Origin of the sequence: Gordonia asplenii (assembly GCF_012933505.1) — a bacterium.
Lineage (GTDB): Bacteria > Actinomycetota > Actinomycetes > Mycobacteriales > Mycobacteriaceae > Gordonia > Gordonia asplenii.
The window spans coordinates 1-25,236 of the sequence record NZ_JABBNB010000035.1; the positions used below are offsets into that span (position 1 = coordinate 1).

Sequence of the window (25,236 nt, forward strand, 5' to 3'; positions counted from 1 at the left end):
CGGCGTTGACGCACAAATCTGCACGTCAGAGCATCCCCGCCCGACGTTTCCGCTGATCAGCGACCCGAACTCCGGTTCACCTGCGCGCAACCTCGCCGAAACATTCGATGTGACGTGCATCACTCCTATGCCGAAAGTCGAGACGCTAGCGGAATTTCCCTGCTCAGACAGCCGCGTGCCCCGCACCGACGGCGCGCCCGTGCGCGGCGACGAGTCCGACGATGTCGGCCGGGACGTCGTCGCGTCCGCTCAGCGCCTCCACCGCTCGGCTGACCACCGCGGCGTCGCGCGCGATGGGCAAGTCCAACACCACACCCACCTGCTCCGGTGACATGACCGCGACCACCGGCGCCAGCGATCCCCACTGTCCGGCGGCGTCGGCCTGCCCGATCAGGTCGTCGAGCAACTCGGTGTCGAGCCCGACGATGCGTCCGGCGAGAAATGTCCGCGGTTCGGTCGGCAGTTCGCCGGCGAGCGGCAGCAGGTCTAGCCACATGTCGTCGGCCAGCGCGGCGTCCATGACCGCGGCGACGGTGTCCGGCGCCTGGACTGCGGGATTCGACGCGAAGACGCGCAGGCTCTCCACGGACATCAACCGCGTGACCGGCAGCAGCGTGGCCCACGCCCCGGTTGAGTGCGCGGCGCCGATGAGATCAGCGAGTACCTCCGTATCAAGCTGTGCCGCCAGGTCTCCCATGGTTCTGCGGTGCTCGTCGCCGATGGCGTCGAGCAATCCGAGCGCGTGACTCCACAGTCCCTCGTCTCCCGCGGCCGCCAGGATTCCGGGCAGCCGGTCCGACACGACGTCGACGACGTAGTCGATATTGGCGCGATCCTCCAGCAGGAATGCGACGCGCAGCAGATCGGAGTCGTTGATCTCCCGGGCGGCGGTGCGCAGTGCGTCGTCGGAGATCGCCCCGACGAACCTGCCGAGCGTGATGTGCTCGCCGTCGGCGACGAGTTGCGCCGCGACCTTGCCGGCGAGGCTCGCCGGGAGCGCGGAGAGGATCGGGCCGCAGCGTCGGGGATCGAGTTCGGCGGCGACGCGCGCGAGGAAGCCCACCCGCAGGTTGCCGGCGACCGCGATTCCGCGAGACACCTCGATCGAGCTCGCGATCGCCGCGGTCAGCAGTGGACCGAAAGCCACGGCGGCCGCCTTGGCGGCGATCGGGGCGGGCACCAGCTTGGCCGCGGCGGCGATCCGCTTGAGTTTGTCGCCGTCGGCGTCGAACAGGCGGTCGCTGACCGACATCCGCACAGTCTTCAGCGAATCGGGCGACACCTCGGCGAGAAATGCCAGCCGCTCTTCCTCGACGCCGAGTGTGCGGGCCAGTTTGGTCAGTTCCGCGGCATGCGCGAGTTCGGTGGCGTTCACAGTCCCAATACTTTCTTGATCGCCGGTCGGGCGAGACGCGGCGCGTGATCCAGCGAGGCCTTGATGGCGCGGTCCATCGCGGTCGCGCGGTCGGCGAGCGCGGCGCGCAGCATCGCGTCGAGCGCGTTGAGATCTTCCGGTGGCAGCGCCGCGACGTCGTCGGGCAATGGGGCATTCAGCGTCTTCGACAAAGACGACGCAGCGGGAGACATGCGGCTCCTCCTGAAATTCACTCACGTAACTTACCGATGGGTCAGAATGATTTGTAACACGTTTCATAGCTGGCGGGAAGCACTCGGGCTGCCAGAACACGACTCCGTTGCACACTTGCGCCCGACGACGATTTCGCCCGACGCGCCGGTCGATGGGAGAATCGTGCAGGTGAACACCTCTGCAGCACTGTCGACCGGTACCCGGATCGGGCCCTATCCGGTCGACCCGCCGGTCGTGCTCGCGCCGATGGCCGGCGTCACCAACCGGGCATTCCGCCGCCTCTGCCGCGAATACGGGAGCCCCGACGCCATCTACGTCTGCGAAATGATCACCGCGCGCGCCATCGTCGAGCGCAATGAGAAGACACTGCACATGATGTCGTTCGACGCCGACGAATCGCCGCGGTCGATGCAGCTCTACGGCGTCGACCCGCGAACTCTCGGCGAAGCGGTGCGCTTCATCGTCGGGGAAGGTCTCGCCGACCACATCGACCTCAACCTCGGCTGCCCGGTTCCGAAGGTGACCAAACTCGGCGGCGGCGCGGCCCTCCCCTACAAGCGTGGATTGTTCACGAAGATCGTCCAGTCGATGGTCGCCGCGGCCGAGCCCGCCGGAGTGCCGGTGACGTTCAAGTTCCGCATCGGCATCGACGACGACCATCTCACCTATCTCGACACCGGCCGCATCGCCGAAGACAACGGCGCGGCGGCCGTCGCCCTGCATGCCCGCACCGCCGCCCAGCGCTACTCCGGCACCGCCGATTGGTCGGCGATCGGCGAATTGAAGCAAGCTGTGACCACAATCCCAGTTTTCGGAAACGGCGACATCTTCGCGGCGTCGGACGCCGTGGAGATGATGGCGCAGACCGGCTGCGACGGCGTCGTGGTCGGGCGCGGATGCCTCGGCCGGCCGTGGCTGTTCGCCGAACTGTCGGCGGTCCTGCGCGGCGAGGCACCGCCGACGCCCCCGACGCTCGGCGAGGTCGGGACCATTCTCGCTCGCCACGCATTGCTGCTCGCCGAGCACCACGGCGAGGATCGCGGCCTTCGTGACCTGCGCAAACACATGACCTGGTACCTGATGGGGTTTCCCGTCGGATCCGATCTGCGACGCTCCTTCGCCCAGGTGTCGACGCTCGCCGAACTCGACGGTCTGATCGCCCAGCTCGACCCGACCGTCCCGTTCCCCGACGACGCCACCGGCCCACGCGGGCGTCAGGGGTCGCCGGGAAAGGTCTCGCTCCCGCACGGCTGGCTCGACGACCCAGACGACGCCACAGTCCCCGCGGGTGCAGATGTGATGCACAGTGGCGGATAGCGCGCGAAGCCGTCGTCGGCGCGGCTCCCTGAGCCCCATTCTCAGGTCAACCAATTAACATGGCACGAACCGCTGCGAATCGTCGCGGCGCTCAGTGGTGCGCTCGACAGCCCGACTGAGCATGAACACCAAGAGGAGCAACGTTGACTGACACGCCGTCGGGCTCGCAAGAGCCAGAACAGCCGTCTCAGCCATCTCGACGCTCCGGTGCTCGTAGGGCGGGCAACCGAGCGTCGAATCCGAACGAGTTCACCCAGATGTTCGCCGATCGCACGCCGCCGACGACGTCGAATCGCAGCTCTGCACCGGCGACGCCCGACTCGTCGGCAGGCCCCCCGACCGACCGTCTGCGCGAACCGCGTAACCGTGACCGCTACGTCCGCAACCGCAACCGGGTAACCGTGCGCGACCTGATGGAACAGATGGATGCGACCGGACAGCTCCCCCGCGTCACCGACGAGCCGCGCGCGCAGCGCCCGCGCCCGGCCTACGATCCCGGACCCGTCTCCAACGACGTCACCACCAAGATCCCCCAGATCGTCACCGGCAGTCCGGTCGACCTGTCCGACGCCGCGACCGCGGCCCGCGTCATCGCCGAGTCCCGCGGCCAAGGACACGGCCGCCCACTTCAGCCGACGCCCGACCTACCCGACCCCATCGAATTGCGCTCGGCGGCTCTGCGCAAGCCCAAACGGACGCGGCGCCAGATGTTCGTCCGCGACGCCACCATCGCCGGGCGCATCGTCGTCGCCATCGCCTGCATCGTCGCCCTCGGCGGCGCGGGGTACGTGTGGAATTACAAACGTTCGTGGGACGGCAACTGGAATACCATCAGCGCCGTCAACCCCGACGACGCGAACATCCGCAACAAGGACGCGCAGTACGGCGACGAGAACTATCTGATCGTCGGCACCGACACGCGCACCGGCAACAACTCCAGTGTCGGTGCGGGCACGGCCAGCGACGTCGAAGGTGCCCGCTCGGACACCGTCATCCTGGTCAACGTGCCGGCCAACCGTAGCCGCGTGGTCGCGGTGTCCTTCCCACGCGATCTCCAGGTAGACCGGCCGCAATGCCGCGACTGGGACAACAGCAGCGGCACCTATGGCCAGAGCATGCCCGCCGAGACCGACGTCAAACTGAACTCGGTGTACGCCGTGGGCGGACCGGAATGCCTGGTCAAACTGCTCACCGAGATGAGCGGGTTGAACATCAACCACTTCATCGGCATGGACTTCAGCGGCTTCCGCAAGATCGTCGACCAGGTCGGCGGCGTCGAGGTCTGTTCGCCCACGCCACTCTACGACTACGAGATCGGCACCGTTCTGAAGAAGGCGGGCAAGCAGAAGCTCAACGGTCGCACCGCGCTGCGGTATGTGCGCGCCCGGACCATCTCCACCGAAGGCAACGGCGACTACGGGCGCATCAAGCGGCAGCAGAAGTTCATGTCGTCGCTGCTGCGGGCCACGTTGTCGGGCAATGTGCTGTCCAATCCGAGCAAACTGAACGGCATCGTCAACACCTTCATTCAGAACAGCTTCGTCGACGGCGTCGACACGCAGTCGCTGCTCGACCTCGCTGACTCGATGCAGGGCATCGAAGCCGGTCGCGTCACGTTCCTGACCATCCCGACGTCGGGTACGTCCACCGACGGTCAGAACAACGAGATCCCACGCACCGACGACATCAACAACATCTTCAACGCCATCATCGACGACCAGCCGCTGCCCGGCGAGACGAAGAAGAAGGCGGCCAAGAACACCTCCGCGCCGTCGTCGGACCCGGCGCCGACCACATCCGCACCGAAGACCACCAAGCTGTCGGCGACCGCGATGTCCCCGGGCAATATCGGCGTGCGCGTGCTCAACGGCACGGGTAAGTCGGGGCTGGCCACCGAGGTCTCGGAGAAGCTGACCCCGCTCGGCTTCGACGTGCGCGGCGTCGCGGACGCCTCCGAGCAGCAGTCGACCACCGTCGTCCGCTACGGCACCGGCGAGGAAGACGCCGCGGCGACCCTGGCGAAGATGTTCCCGGGCGCGTCGATCCAGCCCGACCACACGGTGAAGTCCGGCGTCGAGGTGATTCTCGGCGGCGATTACTCCGGGTCGTTGTCGTCGACGCCAGACGCGGGCACCAAGCTCACTGTCACTCAGCTGCCTGCGACGGTCGGATCGAGCGACCTTCCCAACGATCTCGCGGTCACCAACGCCGGCGACACGACCTGTCAATAGCCGCAGGCATTAAGCCCGCCTTCATACCCCGTTTACCGTGCGGTGACCGGTGCCGTCGGTCGCAGCACGTAGTGTAGATACATGCGAACTGCGTATCAGGAGCAGATGGCTGCTCTCAATGCTGTCCTCGGTCAGATGTGCGAGTTGGCGGGGCAGGCGATGTCCAGCGCCACCCAGGCACTTCTGCAGGCCGATCTGGCGGTTGCCGAGCAAGTCATCTCCGACCACGACCGGATGACCGCACTGTCGGTGCGGGCCGAGGAACAGGCATTCGCTCTGCTCGCACTGCAGGCTCCTGTCGCAGGCGACCTGCGCTCCATCGTCAGCGGATTTCAGATCGTCGCCGACGTCGACCGGATGGGCGCACTCGCGCTGCATGTCGCCAAGGTCGCTCGACGCCGCCACCCCGCGAAGGCGCTGCCCGAAGAAGTGAACGGTTACTTCGCCGAGATGGGCCGGCTCGCGGTGCAGTTGGCGCACAATGCACGTGAGGTGCTGACGTCGCAGGATCCGGAGGCTGCTCTGACCCTGCAGGAAGACGACGACGCGATGGACGATCTGCATCGCCACCTGTTCACCGTGTTGATGGACCGCGACTGGACGCACGGCGTCGCCGCGGCCGTCGACGTTACGCTGCTCGGACGCTACTACGAGCGCTTCGCCGACCACGCCGTCCTCATCGGGCGCCGCGTCGTCTTCCAGGCCACCGGCAAGACCCCGGAGCAACTCGCCGACGCCGAAGCCTAGGGGACGGTAACCCGAGCAGCATTGGCGCCGGTTGACGTCGCGCTGCGGTAACCGACGTCGCGCAGCGGTAGGCCGGAAAAACAGGAAAACTGCTGATGAGCAAGGGCAGAATGCCCTCGGCGACCCACTATTCGGACGATTTTCTCCCAGCCGACCCACACCACACCACACCAACCACCCCCGCCGCCGCTGAACAAAGCAGCTTCCACTCAACGCCGACCGCACATCAGCCCGGCAACGCCCACCACAATCTCAACACACAGATTCATAACACCTCAGATTCGCATCAGCGAACGGATCCGGCCGAGGCGGCACGAGACCCGACGACACCGTCGACCCCACCAGTCACAACGAACCGCCGCGGCCGCAGCTGCCGACACCGCACGTTCTGGAGGCGACACACCACTGATGGCGTGTCGCACTTAAAGAGTTGCATGACCGTTGCGGTCCTCTGCCGGTTGAGCGAGCGCAGCGAGTCGAAACCCCACCCGCCGGGCACTGACGAAACCCACAGCGTCACAGCGGTTTCGACTCGGCTTCGCCTCGCTCAACCAGCAGGACGCAGCGAAGCAGGATGCGCGCAAGACATCAATACCACTAGCCGCGACACACCACTAGTCCTGTCACCAGTCCGTGAACGACCTGCACAAACACCTCGTCCCCAGCACCGAGACAGGTGCTGGGGACGAGTGTTTGGCAGACGGCCGAGCCTAGCCGAAGCGGCCCGAGATGTAGTCCTCGGTTTCGCGCTTGAGCGGGTTGGAGAACATCACCTCGGTGTCGTTGATCTCGACGAGGTGCCCCGGCTGGCCGACGGCCTCGAGATTGAAGAACGCCGTCTGGTCGCTCACGCGGGCGGCCTGCTGCATGTTGTGAGTCACGATGACGATCGTGTACTCCTTCTTGAGCTCACCCATCAGATCCTCGATGGCCAGAGTCGAGATCGGGTCGAGCGCCGAGCAGGGCTCGTCCATCAGCAGGACGTCGGGCGAGACGGCGATGGCGCGGGCGATGCATAGCCGCTGCTGCTGGCCGCCCGACAGTCCGCCGCCCGGCTTGTCGAGCCGGTCCTTGACCTCGTTCCACAGGTTCGCGCCGCGCAGGCTGCGCTCGGCGACGTCGTCGAGAGTGGACTTGTTGCGCACGCCTTGAAGTTTGAGCCCGGCCACGACGTTGTCGCGAATCGACATGGTGGGGAACGGGTTCGGCCGCTGGAACACCATGCCGATGGTGGTGCGGACGCTGACCGGGTCGACACCCTTGCCGTAGACGTCCTCGCCGTCGAGCAGCACCTTGCCGGTGGCGTACGCGCCCGGGGTCACCTCGTGCATCCGGTTGAGGGTCCGCAGCACGGTCGACTTACCGCAGCCCGACGGACCGATGAAGGCTGTGATGCTGCGCGGCGGAACCTCCAGCGTCACCTCCTTCACCGCGTGGAACTTGCCGTAGTAGACGTTGAGGTCTTTGATGTCGAGGCGCTTGGCCATGAGTCTTCAGTCCTTGAGAAGTGCGAGTGTTGTGGTCAGGAGGTCTGAGCGGTCAGGAGGTCTTCGGCGCGAAGAACTTCGCGATCCACTTGGCCCCGAAATACGCCAGGGCCACCAGAATGACCAGGGTCAGGGCAGCTCCCCACACCTTCTCGAAGGCGCCGGGACCGTTGTTGTACTGCTGCACCATCATCAGCGGCAGCGATTCCTGGTTGCCGTCGAACGGATTCCAGTTCATCGCCTTGGTCGAGCCGACGAGGATCAGCACCGGGGCCGACTCCCCCATCACGCGGCCGATGGCCAGCATCACGCCGGTAACGATGCCCGACAGCGCCGTCGGCAGAACGATGCGCGCGATCGTCTTCCACTTGGGCACGCCGAGCGCATAGGCCGCCTCGCGCAGATCCTGCGGGACGATCTTCAGCATCTCCTCGGTGGAGCGGACCACCAGCGGAACCATGAGCAACACCAGCGCGATCGCGACGAGGAAGCCCATCCGCGGCAGACCCAGCGTCGTGCGCCACACCGCGTAGACGAACAGTGCTGCCACGATCGACGGCACACCGGAGAGAATGTCGACCATGAACGTCGTGACGCGGGCCAACACCGAGCGCCCGTTGCTGTATTCCACCAGGTAGATAGCCACGAAGATACCCAGCGGAATGGAGAGGACGGCGGCGAGGGCGGTCTGCAGCAGGGTGCCGACGATCGCGTTCAGCGCGCCGCCGTACCGTTCGGCGTTCGTCCACCATCCGGCGTCGAGCAGCGGGGTGATGCCGTTGTAGATCAGCGTGCCGATCAGCCACAGCAGCGGAATGATCGCGATGACCACGGCGACGACGACGGCGACGTGCGCCACACGGTCGGCGATCTTGCGTCGGCCGCTGATCGGCTGGAAGCCCGACGGCCGGGTCTTGACCGGGTCGGTGCCCGAGATGTCGAGGGTCGTCATATCACTTCTGCTTCCTGGCGACCACGGACCGCGCGGCCGCGTTGACGATGAACGTCAGAACGAACAGGGTCAGGCCGGCCGAGATGAAGGCACCGGTCTTGGTCGGTGAGTCGAATTCGGCGGCGTTGTTGGCGATCGTCGTCGCGAAGGTCTGGCCGCTCTCCATCAGATTGAAGTCGATCGGTCCGGTGTTGGAGATGATCAGGTAGAGGGCCATCGTCTCGCCGAGCGCGCGGCCGAGGCCGAGCATCGAGCCGCTGATGTAGCCGGAGAAACCGAACGGCAGCACAGCCAGCCGCACGACCTCCCATTTGGTGGCGCCGAGCGCCAACGCGGCTTCGCGATGCGACACGGGAGTCTGGATGAACACCTCGCGGGTGACCGCGGTGATGATCGGGAGAATCATCACCGCCAGCACGATGCCCGCGGTGAGCAGCGTGCCACCGGTGGACATGTTGGCGACGTTGGTCTGCGGGGTCTGGAAGAACGGCAACCAACCGAGGTTGGTGACGAGCCAGTTGTTCACCGGGACGAGCGCGGGTCCCAGAACCAGGATGCCCCACAGGCCGTAGACGATCGACGGCACCGCGGCGAGCAGGTCGACGAGGTAGGTGACCGGACCGACGAACCGCTTGGGCGCGTATTCGGTGAGAAAGATCGAGATGCCCAGGCCGATCGGCATCGCGATGATCAGGGCGATCACCGACACCAGCACCGTCGCGTAGAACAGTTTGGGGATACCGAACTGCAGCGAGCCGCCGTCGACGACCCAATCGCCTTGGAAGGTGAAGAAATTCGCTTGGTTGTCGGCGAGCGCGGGCGCGGCCTGAATGATCAGGAACAGCGCGATCAGCGCGATCACAATCGATACCAGCAGCCCCGACCCCACCGCGAGACGGCGGAAGATCGCATCGCCGAGTCGGCCGCGGGCAGACCCGGCCAGGTCCGACGGTGGCGGCGGCGGTGGCGGCGCGACGTCGGGCTCGACGCTGGCGTCGTCGGCGGCGTTGTCCCCCTGGCTCTTACTCAGTGAGGTCATACGTCCTTCTACGGATTCGGCTCTGGTCATGATTCGATTGGGTCCACGTCGCGCGCGCCGACGCCGGTCACCGGCGTGTTCGGCGCTCGGGTGGCTCCCGCAGCCTTCCCCAAGTGTGTCAAGTGCTGCCGTGGGACCGCAAACGCTGCGGCCCCACGGCAGTCGTGGTCAAACCGACGCACGCCCTATTTCAGTGCGTCGACGGTGCCCTGGACGGTCGTCTTGTAGGCGTCCGGCAGCGGCACGTAGCCGATCCCGCTCAGTCCGTCCTGGCCCTTGTTCAGGATGGTGGTGAATGCGCTCTTCAACGACGCCGCGGTGTCGGAGTTCGAGTATCCGGTGCTGCAGACGATCTCGTAGGTGGTGAGCAGCAGCGGGTAGGCGCCGGGGGTCTTCGAGGCGAACAACTTGTCCGAGTCGACGACCAGGTCCTTACTGCCCGGGGTCTTGAAAGTCACGGCGTCGAGTGCCTTACCGGCCGACGTCGCGTCGAGCTTGACCGGGCCCGCGCCGAAGTCGATCGCGGCGACGCCCAGCTTGTTCTCGGTCGCGAAGCCCCACTCGACGTACGCGATGGAGCCGGGGGTCTTCTTCACGGTGTCGCCGACGCCGGTCGACTTGGCCGCGGCCGAGCCGCCGTTGCCCTTGAATTCCTTGCTGTGCTCGTACGGCCACGCCGCCGGTGCTGCCTTGCTGAGGAAGGCCTGGAAGTTGTCGGTGGTGCCGGAGCTGTCGCTGCGGTGCACCGGGTTGATCTTGGTGGCCGGCAGCTTGGCACCCGGATTCAGTGCGGCGATCGCCGGGTCGTTCCAGGTGGTGATCTTCGAGTTGAAGATCTCCGCCAGCACGGTCGGGTTGAGGTTGAGGTTCGACACACCGTCGACGTTGTAAGCGATCGCGACCGGTCCGGCGACCAGCGGGATGTGCCATGCGTCGTTGCCGCCGCAGCGGGTCTTGGCCTTGATGACCTCGTCCGGCTTCAGCGCGGAGTCCGAGCCGGCGAAGTCGACGTCGCTGGCCAGGAACTTCTTGATGCCGTCGCCCGAACCGCTGCCGGTGTAGTCGAGGACCACGCCGCCGTTGTCGGTGAGCACCTGGCCGAAGTGCTCCATCGCCTTCTGCTGGGCGGTCGAGCCTTCACCGGTGATGGTCTGCGAGCTCGAGCTCGAGCCACCGCCACATGCGGAGACAGCCATGATCGCCGCGGCGCCTGCTACTGCGGCGCCGACCCGGATGCCATTGCGCTTGATATTCACGTCCCAGACTCGCTTTCGCTCAAAACTCCAACACTTGAAGTCTTCTCGATCAGCGACGCTATGGGTCAGTGGTGGACGTTCGGACTCGACAAGGTGAACGCAGAGTTAACTGACGCGGTCCGGCGGGCGCAATGTGACCAATATCCCCCGTGGAAGCGACCTGCGGTGAAACTATGCGCGGCCGTAAGCGACGTCGATGGCATACCGACCGAAGCCGAGTCGCTCATAAGTGTGCAGGGCTGCGGTGTTGTCGCCTTCGACGTACAGATTGCATTCGGCGACGAGCGGATCGAGGTAGTGCAGCCCGGCCAGCGTCAGGTAACGCCCGAGTCCGCGGCCCTGGGCGGCGGGGTCGACGCCGACGATGTACACCTCACCGAGGTCGGGTCCGTGGATCTTGGTCCAGTGGAAGCCGAGGAGGTGACCGGGTGCCGCTGCGTCGTAAGCGAGGAACAGTCCGGCCTCGTCGAACCAGTCGGAGCCGGTGCGCGCGGCGATGTCGTCGAGGGTCCATCCGCCCTGCTCGGGATGCCAGTCGAAGGCCGCGTTGTTGACGCGCAGGATCTCGGCGTCGTCCTCGGCCCCGGAATAGGTACGCACGATGATGTCGTCGCGCTGCGGCAACTCGGGGAGGTCGGCGCCGTCGAGGGGACGTCGGAGCTGCAGCAACGTGCGCGTCGCGGACAATCCGTTCGACGCCGCGAGCGCCGCCGCGGCGGGCAGGTCGCCGTGTGCCCACAGCCGGACATCCGGAAATGCTTCGACGACGGCGGTAACCAGCGCCGACCCGACGCCCCGACGTCGACGATCCGGGTCCACCACTAGTTCGGCCATCGACGGCTCGTCGTCGCGGCCGGGCAGCACATTCGCGTAACCGGAAATCGAATCGTCGTCGGAGGCGAGGAAATGCTCGACGTCGGGTGCCCCGTGGGCGACGGCGAGTACCGCCTGCTCCGACAGCGCGGCCACCCCGTCCGCCTCTGCGGCGGCACCGAGAATCTGCGCGACGGCGTGCCGCTGCTGCGCGTCAAGGACCGACAGTCGTGCCACCTCGGTCATTCGACCGCCTCCTCCACCAGATCAAAGTCGTCGGCGTCGCCGACATCCGCTGCGTCGGGACCGGATTCGTCGGACGCTCGGGATCGCCCGACCGGCCGTACCGCCTTGTAGCCGACGTTGCGTACGGTGCCGATCAACGATTCGTGGTCGCCGCCGAGTTTCGCGCGCAGGCGTCGAACGTGGACGTCGACGGTGCGCGTGCCACCGAAGAAATCGTAGCCCCAGACTTCCTGGAGCAGTTGGGCACGGGTGAAGACGCGACCCGCGTTCTGCGCGAGATATTTGAGGAGTTCGAATTCCTTGTAGGTCAGGTCCATCGGTTTGCCGCGCAGCCGGGCGGTGTAGGTGTCTTCGTCGATGACGAGTTCACCGAGCGAGATGGTCGACCCCGACTCGGCGGCGTCGCCCGCCCGCGCCCGTACGGCGAGCAACCGTAGTCGAGCGTCGAGTTCGGCGGGACCGATGCCCGCCAGTAGGAAGTCGTCGAGGTCCCAGTCGGCGTTGACCGCCACCAGGCCGCCCTCGGTGAGCACCGCGACGACGGGGATCGACCCCGTGCTGCCCAGCAGCCGGCACAGGCCGCGCGCCGCGGCGAGGTCGGTGCGGGCGTCGACGATCACCGCTTCGGCAGAGCCGGTCGCCATCAGCGACGACACTTCGGCCGGTGCGACGCGCACACCGTGAGCCAGCAGGGACAGCGACGGCAGTACCGCGTCGGCATTGGCTTCGCTCGTCAGAATTACGAGATCCACACCCACTCCGATCGGAATAGCGGCCCATCACGGGCCTGAGTCATATCAACGCACAAAACTGAGTCGACGTTGACTCGGCGGGGTTCACACAGTGTGTCGGTGTAAGAATAGCCCGGATGCCGCCCGCCGAAAGCAACCCACCGACCCAAGCGCCGTCGACGACCCCGCGCGACCAGCCTGAATCAGGCGCGCCGCGGCTGCGTCGGGCTTTCGTCATCATTGCGGCGGCGGTCGTAGTAGCCGTCGTCGCGGCGTTCGTCGTCGACACCGGGCTGGGCGCTCGCGGCGAGAGCCGACTGTCGCATTCGCTGCAGACCTCCCCACGACTGGAGTTCGCCCCCGAGGTCACCTTCGGCGGATTCCCGTTCGTCACCCACGCCGCAGCCGGAGACTTCACCTCGCTCACCGTCACGGCGCGTGGCGTCGCTCTCCCGCGAGCCGGATCGGCCGCGTGCCGCGCCACCCAATGCTGGGCCGAACTCGGCGTCAACGCCACCGGCGTGCGAACCGGCGCCGACGCATGGTCGTTGTCCCCCGACGCGGCGCTGTCGCTCGACGCCGTGACCGCCTACGCCAAGCTGGACTCGGTCAACCTGGGCCGAATGCTCGACCTCACCGACCTCTCGGTGAATACGCCTGCGCCACAAGGCAAGGCGGGCGGCGGGGGCCCAGGCGACGGACTCCTCGAGCGCACGTCGGGGGTGCTGCTGACCGGTACAGTCGCGCTGCCGCCCGACGCCGCCACCACATCGTCGGTGCCACCGTCGGCGTCGAAGTACACCGGCCCCAAGGTTCGGGTCAGCGTCACCGTCGATCTGTCCGTCCGCGCCGACTCCCTGATCCTCACGCCGACGGACTTCTACGACGGCCCCGAGGAACACGCGTCCGACGACGTCCCCACGCAGTACCGCGCCGCGGTACTGCGACGCTTCGGCGCCGCGGTGCCGATGCCACCACTGCCGTGGGGAGTGAACCCGACCTCGGCAAACAGCGCGGGCAGCGATGTACTGATCAAGGGATCGGCGACCGCGCGCGTAGTTCGGGTGGATCAGTTCTAGCCCGTTCTAGCCCCACCCGCCGGTTGGGAGCCGGGACGAAGCGCTAGCGCAGACCCGCGTCGAAACCACGCACGACAAAGGCACCAACGCGACCAAACAGCCTGCACCAGTTGATATTTCGCTACCGCGCTGTTGCACTCAGCTGGTCGCGGCCTGCTGGCAACGAATAGGTACACAGACCACGGAACATGAAGCGTCACGCTCCAGCATCGGACGCCGCACTCGACGCCGCTCGACGATCATTCGGTGTCCCATCGAGGCCGATCCGCGCACCGCCGAGGAACATCACCCACGCCGTTGCGGCACGATTCGACCCACGAGACCAAGAAAGTCGCGCCGCCGGGGCGATAGCGGAAGCCGTTGCCGCACAGGTTGTTTCAGGCCAGCTTCGACAGCAGGACGGCCAGTACCGCGCCCCGGCCGATTCAGATCACCGACCTGTTGTATCCTTTCAGCCATGCAACCGTGCCGTGAGTTGATGCTCACCCGCCGCCGCGCCATCGACTTCTGTCGTGTCGCCAACTGTTGCTGTCGGTAAACGACGGTCGCCGCTACCGCGACCATCTTTGATGGCGGTACCGCACAAATCCTCCTGACAGGCATTTCTGCACGTCTTCTGCTGTGCGCGCCGTCCATCACACTCCCCAGATGATCCGTGCGGTCACCTCGACCGTCGTCATCTATCCCCGTATGACGGAAAATCCGAAACACCTTTCGAAAGGGAGCCATCATGGCACGTTCCGACGTCCTGGTCAGCACCGAATGGGCTGAACAGAACCTCAACGCCGACAACACCGTGTTCGTCGAGGTCGACGAAGACACCACCGCCTACGACGGCGGGCACATCGCCGGCGCCATCAAGCTCGACTGGAAGTCCGACCTGCAGGACCCGGTCCGCCGCGACTTCATCGACGCCGATCACTTCAGCAAGCTGCTCTCCGAGCGCGGCGTCGCCAACGACGACACCGTGATCCTCTACGGCGGCAACAACAACTGGTTCGCCGCGTACGCCTACTGGTACTTCAAGCTGTACGGCCACAACGACGTCAAGCTCATCGACGGCGGCCGCAAGAAGTGGGAGCTCGACGGACGCCCGCTGAGCACCGAAACCGTCACCCGCGCGGCCACTGAATACAAGGCGGCAGCCGCCGACAACAGCATCCGCGCATTCCGCGACGAGGTCGTCGCCGCAATCGGCAACAAGAACCTCGTCGACGTGCGCAGCCCTGACGAGTTCTCCGGCAAGATCCTCGCGCCGGCCCACCTCCCGCAGGAGCAGAGCCAGCGCCCCGGTCACATCACCGGCGCCATCAACGTGCCGTGGAGCAAGGCCGCCAACGAAGACGGCACTTTCCGCAGCGACGAAGAGCTCACCGAGCTCTACAAGGATGCCGGCCTCGACGGCGAGAAGGAGACCATCGCCTACTGCCGCATCGGCGAGCGCTCGAGCCACACCTGGTTCGTGCTGCAGGAGATCCTCGGCCACCAGAACGTCAAGAACTACGACGGCAGCTGGACCGAATACGGTTCGCTGATCGGCGTGCCGATCGAGTTGGGAGAATAAGAAATCATGTGTGCTGCACCCAAGCAGGGACAGGCGTTGCCCGCGGGCGTTGACGTCGAGAAGGAAACCGTGCTGACCGGTCAGGTCACCGACGGCTCGGGTGCACCGGTCGCCGGTGCGTTCGTCCGGCTGCTCGACTCGACCGGCGAGTTCACCGCGGAGGTAGTCGCCAGCCCCACCGGAGACTTCCGGTTCTTCGCCGCCCCCGGCACCTGGACTCTGCGTGCACTGTCCTCGGTCGGCAACGGAGACGTGACCGTCAGCCCCGAGGGCCCCGGAGTCCACCAGCACGACGTCATCGTCGCGAAGTGATTCGCTGCGAATCGATTGCTGCCACCCAGGAGCGAATCACGCGAGCGACAGACATGACCGTCGCGAAGTAGGCTCCGCGCGGAGCGATTCCGCACCCGACGACCCCGTCACGCGAACGCGTGGCGGGGTCGTCTTGAATGACCGGCCGAAGTACTGATGACCTGCAATACCCCGCACCCACGCCGCTCCCCGAGTGCCGAAGCGAGCTCGCGAGCTTCGGTGTAACGAGGGGCCGGTGAGATAAAAGACCAACGCACACAACGCATCTCGACCAGCAAACGCGATGAACGCCGATTCCCCAGCACCGGCCCGTACTCGATGGCCGCGGGATTCCCGCCGCACGAGCCGCCCAGCGCGCCAAGACATCCCGCGCAGCGTATCCGTGCACGGATCGCACCCATCCCATCGCGGAATCCAGGCTCAACCACCAGCGTGCTCAACGCGGGGCAACACCAGCGCCGCCGCGCCGATCGCGCCGGCCAGGTTGCCGAGTGTTCCCGCTCGGATCGACGGATCCCAGGCGTAGTCGGCCGAACGCATCAATCGGCGCAGCAGGGGCGCACGGTACAGGTCGAGATACTGGGCAACCGATCCGCCTATCACCACTTCGTCGGGATGGAAGGCGCTGATCAGTGTCTCGAGGCCTGCTCCGACATGTGTCCCATAGGTCTCGAACAGCCGTAGGGCTGCGGAGTCTCCGCTTCGCGCGGCTGCCGCGGCGTCGTCGCGCCGCCCGCCCGTCGACCCATCCAGGCTGGTTCTCGACGCCAACTGTTCCCAGCACGTGGGTAACCCGCAATAGCACGGCGCCGCAGGGCCGTCCACCGCGATGTGGCCGAGTTCCGGGTGCGCACCGTCGGCCGCACGAAACGGCGCGCCGTCGACGAGCATCGTCACCCCGACGCCGGTGCCGAGGGTGACCATCAGCATTGCGCGACTTCCCGCGCCCGCACCGAACCGTTGCTCGCCGATGGCCGCGGTCGCCGCGTCGTTGTCGATCCGGCAGTCGACGCCGAATGCGTCGGCGATCAGACCGGTGATCTGCAGTTCGCTGTACGCGGGCAGCGTCGCGCGATTGTGGATGATCCCGTCGGAGTCCACCGGTCCGCTCGCACCGATGCCGACGCCGCCCACCGGTTCGTCACCCACCAGCGCGGCCAGCGAATCGATAAGTGCGGCAACGGCTTGCGTGCTGTCGTCGTGCCGAGTGGGTGCGGTGGTGTCACCGACGACCCGACCCGCTCCGTCGAGTGCGACGATGCGGGTGCCGGTACCACCGAGGTCGACGCCGAGATACCGGCTCATAGTGACGACGTCACCTTCGAGCCGTAGGCGAAGGCGCCCGGTGTGATGCCCCGCCCCCGTGCGACGGCGACCGTCAGATGCTGGGCGACCAGCGCGCCGTGCACGAGCTGCGCGAGAGGTGTCGACGGCCCGGAGATCCGGTGCGTAGCAGACTCGCCTGCGCCAACGGAGACGACCGTCGATCCGGTGGCCAGCAGGTCCTCGGCGAGCTGGCGCGCGGACGGGGTCACCGACGCTCCGTCGAAGAGCACCGCGGTGAGTCCAGGACCGGCCAATTCCAGTGGGCCATGCCGAAATTGGCCCCCGGCGTAGCCGTCCGAGGGGATCTTTGCTCCCTCCTTGGTGATGAGCCCGGAGTACAACGACGTCGCGGCATGATCACCGAAACCGATGTACGCAAGTCGCGCACCCGGCACGGCGATGTCGGCGGCGACGGCGCCCAGGAAGTCGGGCACCGTGAAATCGGCCACGGCCGCGAGCGCAGCGGTCGGGTCAGTCGCCGACGAGTTCGTTATCATATCGGCGATAACCTGTTGCGCAGCAAGGGTATTCAGGTAACTCTTGGTGCTCACGGTGGCTTCCGGTCCGCTGCACAGGTCGATCACGACGTCGCTGCGCCGACCCAGCGGGCTGTCGGCACCGTTGGTGACGCCGACGATCGCGGCCGGACTACAGTCGGCCAACAAGGCCACGACTTCGCCGCTCGCCCCGGACTGCGACGTCGCGATCAGCAGCGTGCCGGGCGTGACGAGTTCGGGGGCGTCGAGCAGTTGGCCGCTGTCGATCCACCACGCGGGACGGCCGGTGGCGACGATCCGTCGCCAGGTCCCGATCGCGGCGAAGTGCGACGATCCCATGCCGGTCAACACGATTCGGTCGTACTGGCCCGTGAGAACGCTGCCGAGGCCCTCGGGGATCGGTGTCGCGACGAAAGTTGCGAGTGCCTCCGGTTGGGCGGCGATGTCGAGTTCGAAGGGGGTAGTCATCTGTTGGTTCCTCACTTCGCCGCGGCGCGGTAGCGGGCTACGGCCTCGGCCGGGCTCACCCCGGCGAGGCCTGCAGCCATTCGGGCGCCGATCATCGCGATCGGCAGATTGATGTTGCCGCGGGTGATGTCAGGCATCACCGATCCGTCGGCGACGTAAAGTCCCTCGACGCCGTGCACCGCGCCGGTGGCGTCGACCACGGCCAGCGGGTCGTCGGCGGGACCCATCTTGCAGGTGCCGGCGGGGTGGCAGTAGCTGGCCACACTGTTCAGGGGGTCTCGGTCGGAATTGGCCTGCGCACCGAGAATCGCGGCCAATTCTGGGACGACAGTCATCGATTTCAGCAGTTCGAGCGCCTCGCCTAGCACGGCGCGGTCGTGGCCGGCCGGATCGCTGGCATACCGGTGGTCGATGTGCAGTGCGGAGTCTGGCTCGGTACCGCTGATTCGCACCGCGCCCTGCGATTTCGCGCGCATCGCGCCGCCGTAGAGACTGATCGGCGGCAGTCCCGGGTGGCCGCTGTTGGCCCCGGCGACCATGAATACGTGAATGTCGTACGGCCCGTCGTCGCACTGACTGGACCGGGCCCGACCCAAGCTCTGCTCGTCGGGATTCCACTCGAGTTCGGCGAGTTCCTCGAGGAGTCCGTCCTTGCCGTGGAAGTCGAGCTGCACGCAGGCATGGTCGAGGAGGTTCTCGCCGACGCCGGGCAAGTCAACCGTCTGGTCGACTCCGGCGGCGCGTAGCACGCTCGCTGCGCCGACGCCGGACCGCTGCAGGACGGCGGGCGAATGGTAAGCGCCACAGGCGATCACGACGCGGCCGGCGCGGATGGTCTGTCGCTCGCCGTCGGAGCCGACCACCTCCACTCCGATGGCGGTGGTGCCGTCGAACAACACCCGTCGCACTGGACTGTCACCGACGATCGTCAGATTGTCCAGATGCCGTACCGGGTCGAGGAATGCGAACGATGCGTTCCAACGCACGCCGTCGACGATGTTGACCGGCATCGGACCGATCCCTGGGCCCGCGGTCACGTCGTCGAGATCATCGGCCCAAGGCAGGCCGACGCTCACGCCTGCATTCACGAACGCCTTCTGCGCGCTGGTCAGTTCCTCGGTGCGGTAGCGGCGGACCCGAAGGCTCTCGTGCACCCAGTCGAGCATCGGCTCGACCAGTTCAGCCTGCCAGCCGGGGTTGCCCGCCTCGGCCCACCCGTCGTAGTCCTCGCGCGCGCTGCGAGCGGCGGTACATCCGTTGTGCGCCGAGCAGCCGCCGATGATCCGGGCCCGCGGCAGATCGAGTTCGGTGCCGGCGTCGTCGGTCAGCTTCCAATCGTGAGACAGCGGAATCGCCTTGGCGCTGAGCATGTCCGCCGGCCAGTCACCGCTTTCGCGGGCGCCGTAGTCGGGTCCTGCTTCGACTAGCAGGACCGAACCGGCAGTGAGCGCTGCCAGCATGCCGGCGAATGCCGCTCCGCCGGTTCCACCGCCGACGACGACGGTGTCGACTTCGCTGGGCAGGTTGATGTTCATCGGTGAGTCCGTTCTATGAGATGTACGGGGCGATCCCCGCAGCAGTGAGGCTCTGCCGAACATCGGTCGGCAGGTGGGTGTCGGTGTGGATCTGGTCGGCGGCGTCGACCGCGGCGACCCGCGCGAATGCCGTCTGCCCGAATTTGGTCGAGTCGCAGGCGACGATGCACCGGGTCGAAGAGACGAGTGCGGCACGTTTGATCGCGGCGTCGGCCTCGTTCCACTCGGTCAGGCCGGCGGTCATGTCGACGGCGGACACCGTCATGACATAGCTGTCGAAGCGATAGTCCGCGAGGGTTCGTTCGGCCGCGGGACCGACGAACGATTGCTCGCCATGGCGAACCTCACCGCCGGGAACCATCACCCGTGTCGCAGGTGACGCCATCAGCACGTCGGCGACGCGGAGGTTCAAAGCGCAGACGGTCAGCTTGCGGCCGACGAGCTCTTCAGCGATCGCGACGCCGGTCGATCCGCCGTCGAGGACGACGGTCTCGCCGTCGGCGAGCTGCGCGACGACGCTGACCGCGATGGCCCGCTTGCTCTCCGCGTTGAGGCGCGTCCGCAGGGCGTAGGGCGGTTCGAAGTTGCCGCTCTGGCTGCGTACCGCGCCACCGTGGGTGCGCCGCAGCAGCCCTTCGGCTTCGAGTTGGGCGAGGTCGCGACGGATCGTCATGTCCGAGACCTCGAACCGCGCGCTCAACTCCGCGATAGCCAGTCGCCCGCGCAGGTCGAGCGTTTCGAGGATCTGCTGCTGACGTTCCGTTGCGTTCATGTACTCGCGCCTCTCGATAGGTTGGCTTGGGTGGTAGCGGTCAATTCACATCGGGGAGCTCTCCCGCATTGGCCATCCATTCTCGCCGACCAGGCCGCAGATTCCGGCCATACAGCACCGCCGCGCCCAGCGCCAGATAGCCGAGCGCGATGAACGGTGCGTACATCACCGGGGCATCGGGAAGCGGTACAAGGCTTTTGTAGCCGATGACCAGCATCGCGGCCGTCGAGATGAGCGGGCAGATCACGAACGGGAACAGGGCGAACTCTTCGGGGTGCACCCGACGGAAGTAGAGGAAGGCTGCAACGTTGGCCAGGATGAAGATCGGAATGTAGACGAAGGTGCCGGTGGTTCCGAGCATGTTGAACAAGTTGTACGGGCCCATCGGAATCCCGAGCACCACGGTGATCACGATCGCGACGGCAGAAGCGAGGTATACCGCGACTACCGGCGTGCCGTACGCTTTGCTCACCCTGGCGAGAGGTTGCGGCAGCGCCCCGGTGCGGGCCATGCCGAAGATGGTTCGGGTGGCACTGGTAGTGCAGGCGATGCAGACTCCCAGACCGGAGTTGACCAGCGCGATCAGGATGATGACCGACCCGCCCGCCCACAGTCGGTCGGCCAGCACGAATGCCGGAGCCGTCGGTGAATCAGCCAGTGCGGCAAGGTTATCGGTGCCCCAACCGATTTGCAGGCCCCATGCGCAGATCACGTAGAACAGGCCGATCAGTGCCAAGCTGCCACCGATCGCCTGCGGCACCAGACGCTTGGGATCCCGCGATTCTTCGCCGACGGCGGCCGCCGACTCGAACCCGGTGAAAGCGAAGATCGACAACACGATGGCCAGGAAGAATCCGGAGCCGCCGCTGATGTGCGCGGGATTGAAGCCGGTGAAGTTGACACCTCCGGGACCCGGATCGAAGACGCCGGTGAGTGCCAGGCCGAGACCGACGGCGATCTCGAAGATGGTCATTACGACGAGGAACCGGATCGAAATCACAATTCCGCGGTACGCGCAGGCGAAACAGATGACCAAGATGGCCAGGGAGTACACCCACCAGGGAATGCCGATACCGTACTTCGAATCGAGCTCGTCGTGCAGCACCGCACCGGTGAACGCCGCGAGCGCCGCGGGCACGACGGTGACCATGACGGCGTATAGCCAGCCGGTGATGAATCCCCAGCGCGGCCCGATGCCGTGCGAGATGTAGGTGTAGAAGCCCCCGGCCGACGGCAGGTGTCGGGCGAGCCCGGTGATCGGCACCGCGATGGTGGCGCACACCAGGAACGCCGCGAGATAGGTCAGCGGCGCAGAGATCCCGGCCTGGCTGGTCGCAAACCCGATGGTGTAGAAGATTCCCAGGGTGGGCGAGATCTGCGCGATGGATTGCATCAGCACACCGGCAAGTCCGATCGAGCCCTTCCGCAGATCGGTGTGGACGACCTTGACGTCCTCAGTTGTCATCTGAACTCCTCTAGACAATCAATCTGTTCGATTGAACACTTGATGTGATCATCATCACCGGTTAGATGTTCGAAGTCAATAGATTTGTTCGATTTGATGTTCGATATAGTGCCTGATGCCCAGTCTCACTGCCCACGCAAGTGGCATCGCAGTCGGCAGTGCTGACCAAATCACCTGCTCAAGACCATGATTGCGAGTAGGATCCGCCCACCGGCACCTGTCCTACAAACGAACGTCTCTATGTTCATTTGGACGATCGCAGACTTCCCGACCAACACCCCACCCGAGCTGGGCCGCATCGCGCACCGACGTGGCTTCGGCGAACGAAGGTACGTCGCCGACTGCGATGTCGGCGGGCGGGCGGAGGGGCCCCAAGTAATCAGTGCGCCTCGAAAGCCGGCTACCCGGCCAAGGGATGACGGGGATACCCGGGCAAATACCGGCGTTCGATGATGGCCCGTCGACTCGAACACGAGCGCCGCCGACCGATCTTCTCCAACGCCCCCGAGGACGACGCAGTCGACTCCCCACGGAGACAAAGCAATCGCCGCGGTCCGGCCACCAAGGCCGGACCGCGGCGATCACCCGCACGACTCTCCTACTACTTCGATCCGATCACCACGGCACGTACGACTTGACCGTATCGGCCAGTCGCACAATCGGATTCGGCTTACCGGGCACCGGTGCCCCGACCTTGGGCCACGGCGCGAAGACACGCTCGACATCGCCGATCACCGGAGCGAGCTCCGGATAGTGGCGCAGCAGAACGTCTTTCATCGAGGTGTTGTTCACCCAGTCGAACCCGACCTTGGTGTACACCTCCGGCCGGAAGTCCGTGGTGAGGAACCGGTCGGACTTGATACGCCGCGACGCCATCAGGATGAAGATGCGGAATGCGGTGTCGGAGAAGCCGAATCCCTTCGGCGGCTTCTCTGCCTGCATGCCGATCTGCAGGTCGACGCTGTCGACGTCGCCGCGATAGATGTCGGCGATCTCGCGGGCCCACTGGCGGTTCGGCGTGATCTCGTCGAATGTCTTGCGACGTGGCATGCGCAGCATCTCGCGGAAGTCGTTGTAGCGCGGGATTCCACGTTCGCGGTCACGGACGATGTCGAGGGTCGCGAGGTCGGTCACCTGGCCGTCGAGGCGCTCGAGGCTGCGCAGCGCGTTCGGGTAGTTGTGCAGGCAGACCGCACCCGCGCTGGCCAGGCCGAACGAGTACCACATGTCGCCGAACTCCAGCCGGTCCATGAAGTCGCGCGTGTGCTTGCCCTGCAGTTCGGTGAAGTACTTCGACTCCAGCTCGTCGCCGCTGGCCAGCGAGTAGAAGGTCCAGTCGTCGGGGATCAGCGGGTGCATGCGGTACACCGACACGAACTCCTCGGTCAGCGAGAACGGTGCGGCGTGGTGCGCCGTCGACGACCCGAGGACACCCGAGAGTGCCTCGCTGTCACCGAGCCGGCCGAAGGTGTCCTTGAACGTTTCGCCGAGTGCGCCATACCAGTTGGCGTTCATGCCGATCTGCAGCGCCGGGTGGCGCAGCACGCAGGTGGTCCATTCGACGGTGTGGATCTTCGCGATCAGCGCCGAAACGACGAGCCAGGCGATCTCGAAGAGCCGCTGATCCGACAGTTCCGGGTACGACTTCTTCAGCGCGTCGCAGACCGAGTTGTGCTCACGGGCGAATACCGTGTGCAGCAGTCCGACGCCCACCCACCAGTTCTCCTCGAAGCCGGTGGTGTCGATGCCGTTGATGGTGGCGTGCTTGGGCAGCCGACCGTCGTCGGTGACCTTGATCTTGCCGTCGACGAAGGTGCGGATCTCCTTCTGCTTATCCGCGCCGCTGCCGTAGATCTGCGACGCGTCCCACCAGTGGGTCTCCTGGTTGGCGTAAATCGGCGCGCGACTGGTCACCGGGCACTGGCCGGGCATCTCAGTGGATCGCCGGATGCGCATCGGGTTCTCCGGGAAGCTGTCGCCCTCCGTCAAGGGGATCTCGATCGCATTCTCCGCCACCCCGTTGCCGTGGAAGAACCAGTTGTGGTTCTCGAACTGCAACCACGCGGCACCGAGCGCGTTGAGAATGCCCGCGGGCTTGAATTCGTCTCGCGCCATGAGCTTTTCGCTGATCTCACGCGGGTGCGGGTCGAGCAGGCGGGTGGTGTCGGGCTTGGTCTTGTTCAGCGGCACGTTGCGACCGAAGCCGGTTCCGCGGGCACCCATGGCCGGGGTGGCCAGGTCGTTCCACGAACCGTCCGGGGTGCGGGCGCGCTTGACCTCGTCGGTCGCCTCGCCGTAGTCCTTCGGCGGGCGCACGCCGTCGGCTTCGTACAGATTGTCGTCGCGCAGCTTGTCGCGCTCCTCCGACAGCGCCTTCAACTGAAGGGTCAACGCTGGGTATTCATACCATTCACGGCTCATTGCGGGTTCTTCCAATCATGCTGTACGGCAAATGAATTCAAGGGACCGGTCGACGCCGGGCGGGTCAGGCCGGCCGGAGGCCGACGGTGGCGGTGAAATAGTTCAAACCGAACGGCAGCGGCTCGGTGGGCCGGACGTCTGCGTTCTTACTGACCAGCTCGCGGGTGCTGAGCAGGCGCGCCAGAAATGCCTGACCGAGGAACAGCGACAGGTGTAACCCCGGGCAGCCTTGTGGGCCGTTGCTGAAGAAGTTGAAACCCCAGTACGATCCGGCGTCGCCGGTCACCCAACGTTGCGGATCGAAGCTGTCGGCGTTCTCCACGAGATCGGCGTTGCGATGGTTGAAGATGTTGTGGATGAGGATGTCGGCGTCAGCGGGAACGCTTACGCCACTGGGGAAGTCGACGTCGCCGAGGGCGACGCGCCCGAGCATCGGGGTCGTCGGCCACAGCCGCATCGCTTCGTAGATCGCGCCGGCCAGCTCCGACAGCCCCACCACGTCCGACGCCGAGCTCAGGTCGGCGGCACCGATCTCGGCCTTGATGCCGGCCCGGATCTCGTTGTGCGTGGCGAGCACCACCAGCGTGCGCAGCAGATTCGCGGGCAGGGTGTCCCCCATGGCGAACAGCCAGTGCACGATCTGCCCCTCGAGGGGGCCGTGCACGTCCTGCGGCGCCTCGGCGAAAAGCCCTGCGAGACAGTCAGATTCCGGTTCCGCGGTGTACCGCTTCAGGTAGTGCAGCAGGTCGGGGTACTCCTCCCCGACCTTGCCGGGCGTTCCGTTGGCTTGTGCCATCAGTGTCGACAGGGTGTCGGTGAGCTGGGTGTCGCGAGCCGCCCGCTCGCCGAGCACCACGCGACGGGTGAGCCGCTGGAACGCGGCATTGATTGCGGGCCAGGCGATTTCGTCCGCGTCAGCGAGCTGGTCGGCTTCATCGCGGGCGACGTCGAGGAACGTCGCCGCCAAGCGGTGCAACGGTTTTCCGGTGTCGAGGACGGCCTCGGCGAATGCCCGGCGCCCTTCCCAATCACCCGAGCGTGACAGCGTCAACGCGTCGGGCTGAAAGACCATCATGCCCTGCTGCTTGGCCTTCGGATTGGACGCGAACAGCGCGGGCGAGCCGGCCAGCACGAACTCGATGTCGGACGGGTCGGTGACGAGCACGCTGTTGTTCCCGGCGACGCGCACGTAGAACGGCGCGGGACCGTATTTGCGGACCAAGCCCGCGATGGTGTCGTAGCCGCGCCGGTCGACGTCGAGCAGCGACGCGACCTTGACGGCGCCTTCTTTGCGGCTGAACAGGCCGGTGACCATATTGGGTGCCGCGGCGGTCAGCGTGAATTCGAGGCCTTCGAGCACAGATGCTTGCTGCGGAGCTGACATCGAGGT

General features: G+C 66.1%; 21 protein-coding genes. 6 read left to right on the forward strand and 15 right to left on the reverse strand.

The features are described 5' to 3' along the window. Nucleotides 1-163: 163 nt before the first annotated feature. Both HH308_RS24560 and HH308_RS24565 read right to left on the reverse strand, forming a co-directional pair. Nucleotides 164-1,375 carry a hypothetical protein gene (locus tag HH308_RS24560; protein ID WP_170196903.1) on the reverse strand — a complete coding sequence of 404 codons (1,212 nt, stop codon included), beginning with the start codon at nt 1,373-1,375 and terminating at the stop codon, nt 164-166. After that, nucleotides 1,372-1,587 carry a hypothetical protein gene (locus tag HH308_RS24565; protein WP_170196904.1) on the reverse strand — a complete coding sequence of 72 codons (216 nt, stop codon included), beginning with the start codon at nt 1,585-1,587 and terminating at the stop codon, nt 1,372-1,374. The genes HH308_RS24560 and HH308_RS24565 overlap by 4 nt, the downstream gene beginning before the upstream one ends. Before the next feature lie 169 nt (nt 1,588-1,756). Between HH308_RS24565 and dusB the strand changes: the two genes are divergently transcribed. The 3 genes from dusB to phoU all read left to right on the forward strand — a co-directional run bounded on the left by dusB (nt 1,757) and on the right by phoU (nt 5,883). Further along, nucleotides 1,757-2,905, forward strand: coding sequence for a tRNA dihydrouridine synthase DusB (gene dusB / locus HH308_RS24570; RefSeq protein WP_312870841.1), 1,149 nt, complete (start codon nt 1,757-1,759; stop codon nt 2,903-2,905). A gap of 257 nt (nt 2,906-3,162) precedes the next feature. Continuing rightward, nucleotides 3,163-5,136: an LCP family protein gene (locus tag HH308_RS24575; RefSeq protein ID WP_170196905.1), complete on the forward strand. Its 1,974-nt coding sequence runs from the start codon at nt 3,163-3,165 to the stop codon at nt 5,134-5,136. An 81-nt stretch (nt 5,137-5,217) separates the two neighbouring features. Further along, nucleotides 5,218-5,883, forward strand: a complete 666-nt coding sequence (gene phoU / locus HH308_RS24580; RefSeq protein ID WP_170196906.1) for a phosphate signaling complex protein PhoU — start codon at nt 5,218-5,220, stop codon at nt 5,881-5,883. Nucleotides 5,884-6,593: 710 nt separating this feature from the next. Here the strand turns inward: phoU and pstB are convergent. The 6 genes from pstB to HH308_RS24610 all read right to left on the reverse strand — a co-directional run bounded on the left by pstB (nt 6,594) and on the right by HH308_RS24610 (nt 12,428). Then, entirely contained in the window at nt 6,594-7,370 is a 777-nt protein-coding gene (pstB, locus tag HH308_RS24585; protein WP_170196907.1) for a phosphate ABC transporter ATP-binding protein PstB, read from the reverse strand. Between the two features lie 52 nt (nt 7,371-7,422). Then, on the reverse strand, nt 7,423-8,322 hold the full coding sequence (pstA, locus tag HH308_RS24590) for a phosphate ABC transporter permease PstA (protein ID WP_170196908.1): 900 nt from the start codon (nt 8,320-8,322) through the stop codon (nt 7,423-7,425). A 1-nt stretch (nt 8,323) separates the two neighbouring features. Then, a complete protein-coding gene (gene pstC, locus HH308_RS24595; RefSeq protein ID WP_170196909.1) occupies nt 8,324-9,361 on the reverse strand; it encodes a phosphate ABC transporter permease subunit PstC in 1,038 nt (345 codons plus the stop codon). 185 nt (nt 9,362-9,546) lie between these two features. Continuing rightward, nucleotides 9,547-10,617 (reverse strand): phosphate ABC transporter substrate-binding protein PstS, encoded by a 1,071-nt coding sequence (gene pstS, locus HH308_RS24600; protein ID WP_312870842.1) that lies wholly within the window; start codon nt 10,615-10,617, stop codon nt 9,547-9,549. 171 nt (nt 10,618-10,788) lie between these two features. Then, nucleotides 10,789-11,676 (reverse strand): mycothiol synthase, encoded by an 888-nt coding sequence (mshD, locus tag HH308_RS24605; protein WP_170196910.1) that lies wholly within the window; start codon nt 11,674-11,676, stop codon nt 10,789-10,791. Beyond that, complete coding sequence (locus HH308_RS24610; RefSeq protein ID WP_170196911.1) at nt 11,673-12,428, reverse strand: winged helix-turn-helix transcriptional regulator; 756 nt, start codon at nt 12,426-12,428, stop codon at nt 11,673-11,675. The genes mshD and HH308_RS24610 overlap by 4 nt, the downstream gene beginning before the upstream one ends. 116 nt (nt 12,429-12,544) lie before the next feature. Between HH308_RS24610 and HH308_RS24615 the strand changes: the two genes are divergently transcribed. The 3 genes from HH308_RS24615 to HH308_RS24625 all read left to right on the forward strand — a co-directional run bounded on the left by HH308_RS24615 (nt 12,545) and on the right by HH308_RS24625 (nt 15,362). Further along, on the forward strand, nt 12,545-13,486 hold the full coding sequence (locus HH308_RS24615; protein WP_170196912.1) for an LmeA family phospholipid-binding protein: 942 nt from the start codon (nt 12,545-12,547) through the stop codon (nt 13,484-13,486). Between the two features lie 730 nt (nt 13,487-14,216). After that, nucleotides 14,217-15,050, forward strand: coding sequence for a sulfurtransferase (locus HH308_RS24620; RefSeq protein WP_170196913.1), 834 nt, complete (start codon nt 14,217-14,219; stop codon nt 15,048-15,050). Between the two features lie 6 nt (nt 15,051-15,056). Continuing rightward, nucleotides 15,057-15,362, forward strand: a complete 306-nt coding sequence (locus HH308_RS24625; protein ID WP_170196914.1) for a DUF1416 domain-containing protein — start codon at nt 15,057-15,059, stop codon at nt 15,360-15,362. Nucleotides 15,363-15,782: 420 nt separating this feature from the next. Here the strand turns inward: HH308_RS24625 and HH308_RS24630 are convergent, their stop codons facing one another. From HH308_RS24630 to HH308_RS24660, 7 genes are all read right to left on the reverse strand, one after another. After that, nucleotides 15,783-16,667 carry an ROK family protein gene (locus tag HH308_RS24630; RefSeq protein WP_170196915.1) on the reverse strand — a complete coding sequence of 295 codons (885 nt, stop codon included), beginning with the start codon at nt 16,665-16,667 and terminating at the stop codon, nt 15,783-15,785. Next, entirely contained in the window at nt 16,664-17,653 is a 990-nt protein-coding gene (locus HH308_RS24635; RefSeq protein ID WP_170196916.1) for an SIS domain-containing protein, read from the reverse strand. The genes HH308_RS24630 and HH308_RS24635 overlap by 4 nt, the downstream gene beginning before the upstream one ends. 11 nt (nt 17,654-17,664) lie before the next feature. Further along, on the reverse strand, nt 17,665-19,188 hold the full coding sequence (locus tag HH308_RS24640) for a GMC family oxidoreductase (RefSeq protein ID WP_170196917.1): 1,524 nt from the start codon (nt 19,186-19,188) through the stop codon (nt 17,665-17,667). A gap of 13 nt (nt 19,189-19,201) precedes the next feature. Then, nucleotides 19,202-19,960, reverse strand: coding sequence for a DeoR/GlpR family DNA-binding transcription regulator (locus HH308_RS24645; RefSeq protein ID WP_170196918.1), 759 nt, complete (start codon nt 19,958-19,960; stop codon nt 19,202-19,204). Nucleotides 19,961-20,000: 40 nt separating this feature from the next. Next, nucleotides 20,001-21,425, reverse strand: a complete 1,425-nt coding sequence (locus HH308_RS24650) for an APC family permease (RefSeq protein ID WP_170196919.1) — start codon at nt 21,423-21,425, stop codon at nt 20,001-20,003. Nucleotides 21,426-22,040: 615 nt separating this feature from the next. After that, nucleotides 22,041-23,846 carry a peroxidase family protein gene (locus tag HH308_RS24655; protein WP_170196920.1) on the reverse strand — a complete coding sequence of 602 codons (1,806 nt, stop codon included), beginning with the start codon at nt 23,844-23,846 and terminating at the stop codon, nt 22,041-22,043. 64 nt (nt 23,847-23,910) lie between these two features. Then, complete coding sequence (locus HH308_RS24660; RefSeq protein WP_170196921.1) at nt 23,911-25,230, reverse strand: cytochrome P450; 1,320 nt, start codon at nt 25,228-25,230, stop codon at nt 23,911-23,913. Between the last annotated feature and the right edge of the window lie 6 nt (nt 25,231-25,236).